This is a genomic window from uncultured Kiloniella sp. (assembly GCF_937128705.1).
Lineage (GTDB): Bacteria > Pseudomonadota > Alphaproteobacteria > Kiloniellales > Kiloniellaceae > Kiloniella.
Map to the genome: position 1 here is coordinate 1 of NZ_CAKZMP010000412.1, position 1,216 is coordinate 1,216.

The following is a 1,216-nucleotide window of genomic DNA, read 5'->3' on the forward strand; positions in this document are numbered from 1 at the left end:
CAAATTTGGCTTAAAAAACGGTATAACTAGCCGCCTGCAAGACGATATAAAACACTGTAAGACTTTCTCTCCGGCAGTATGGCACGAAGCCTTGAAGAGCATCGAAGCCGATCTTTGGGGTAGCGAACTAATTGTTCACTTCTTTCACATTGCTTTCGGTCAATTTGTCCAAGATCACTTCCAACACTCGAAAAATGAGCTTCATCTTTGGCTCAGTGACGGCAAGGTCGTCGTTGGCTCAAAAGAGTTGTTAAGATTTTCCCCGCGCTTCGAGAAGGCACCAGTCAGTACAGTGGGAAATCCCTTCGCTTTCTTCGAGAAAGAGGGGCTTAGTGTTGAATGTCATTGAGAACTGACCCGGTATTTTCACCGAGATTTGACCCGCTCTTAGTTATGTATCGATAGCTACGCTTTGGTCAATGTGGTGGCCTCCTTTGTGGTTTTCTTTGCAGCTTCTGAACTGGCCTTGAAGCGGTAGCTGTCGTTGCCGGTTTCGAGGATGTGGCAGCGGTGTGTGAGCCGGTCGATGAATAGCCCCTAGATTTGTAGACGCCTTGCTTGGTAATTTTGGAAGCAAGGAGACAGTGATGTCAGGGATTAGATTTACGGACGAGTTCAAGCGTGATGCGGTCGCACAGGTTGTGGATCGGGGATATTCAGTCGCGGAAGTTTCAGAGCGATTGGAGATCAGCACCAAGTCACTTTACACTTGGAAGGCCCAGTTTTCGCAGCCACGCAAACAGATTATCGAGACTACGGAACAAGCCGTTGAGATCAGGCGGTTGAAGAAGGAACTCGCCCGCGTTTCTGAGGAACGCGATATTCTAAAAAAGGCCACCGTCGCGCCGACCGGCAGTTGATACGCAGTATCAATGAGAGGGAACTTCGCCAGGGATGCAAAGTGAGGTACGCGTTTATGCACTGCCCGACAGGGTTATGCGCAGCATGATCCCGAGAGGGGCAGAGCATCGGCCGATCTTTTCGGTTCGCGCGATGTGTCGCTGCCTACGCCTGCATCCGAGCGGTTTCTATGCATGGGTTAAAAACCCGTTAAGCCATCGTGCGCAGGAAGATGAACGCCAGACACAGCTACTCAAAGAAGCTTGGCAAGAAAGCGGTAATATTTATGGCTATCCATTGGCCGTCAGGGCATTGCAAGCAATGTCCCGAGAGGCGCAAGCTGCACGACGACCTCTGCGATCTGGGTGAGACGTGT

Annotated in this window: 1 protein-coding gene and 2 pseudogenes; 2 read left to right on the top strand and 1 reads right to left on the bottom strand. The window is 50.7% G+C overall.

What is annotated here, in order from left to right; all coding sequences use genetic code 11:
- On the top strand, window positions 1–349 hold a 349-nt coding region (locus Q0241_RS21265; protein ID WP_299381090.1), incomplete at its 5' end, for a hypothetical protein.
- 56 nt (window positions 350–405) lie between these two features.
- On the opposite strand, the pseudogene Q0241_RS21270 reads toward Q0241_RS21265, so the two are convergent.
- Window positions 406–528, bottom strand: a pseudogene (locus tag Q0241_RS21270) (ATP-binding protein); the annotation flags it as partial.
- Between the two features lie 56 nt (window positions 529–584).
- On the opposite strand from Q0241_RS21270, the pseudogene Q0241_RS21275 reads away from it, so the two are divergent.
- A pseudogene (locus tag Q0241_RS21275) lies at window positions 585–1,216 on the top strand (transposase); the annotation flags it as partial.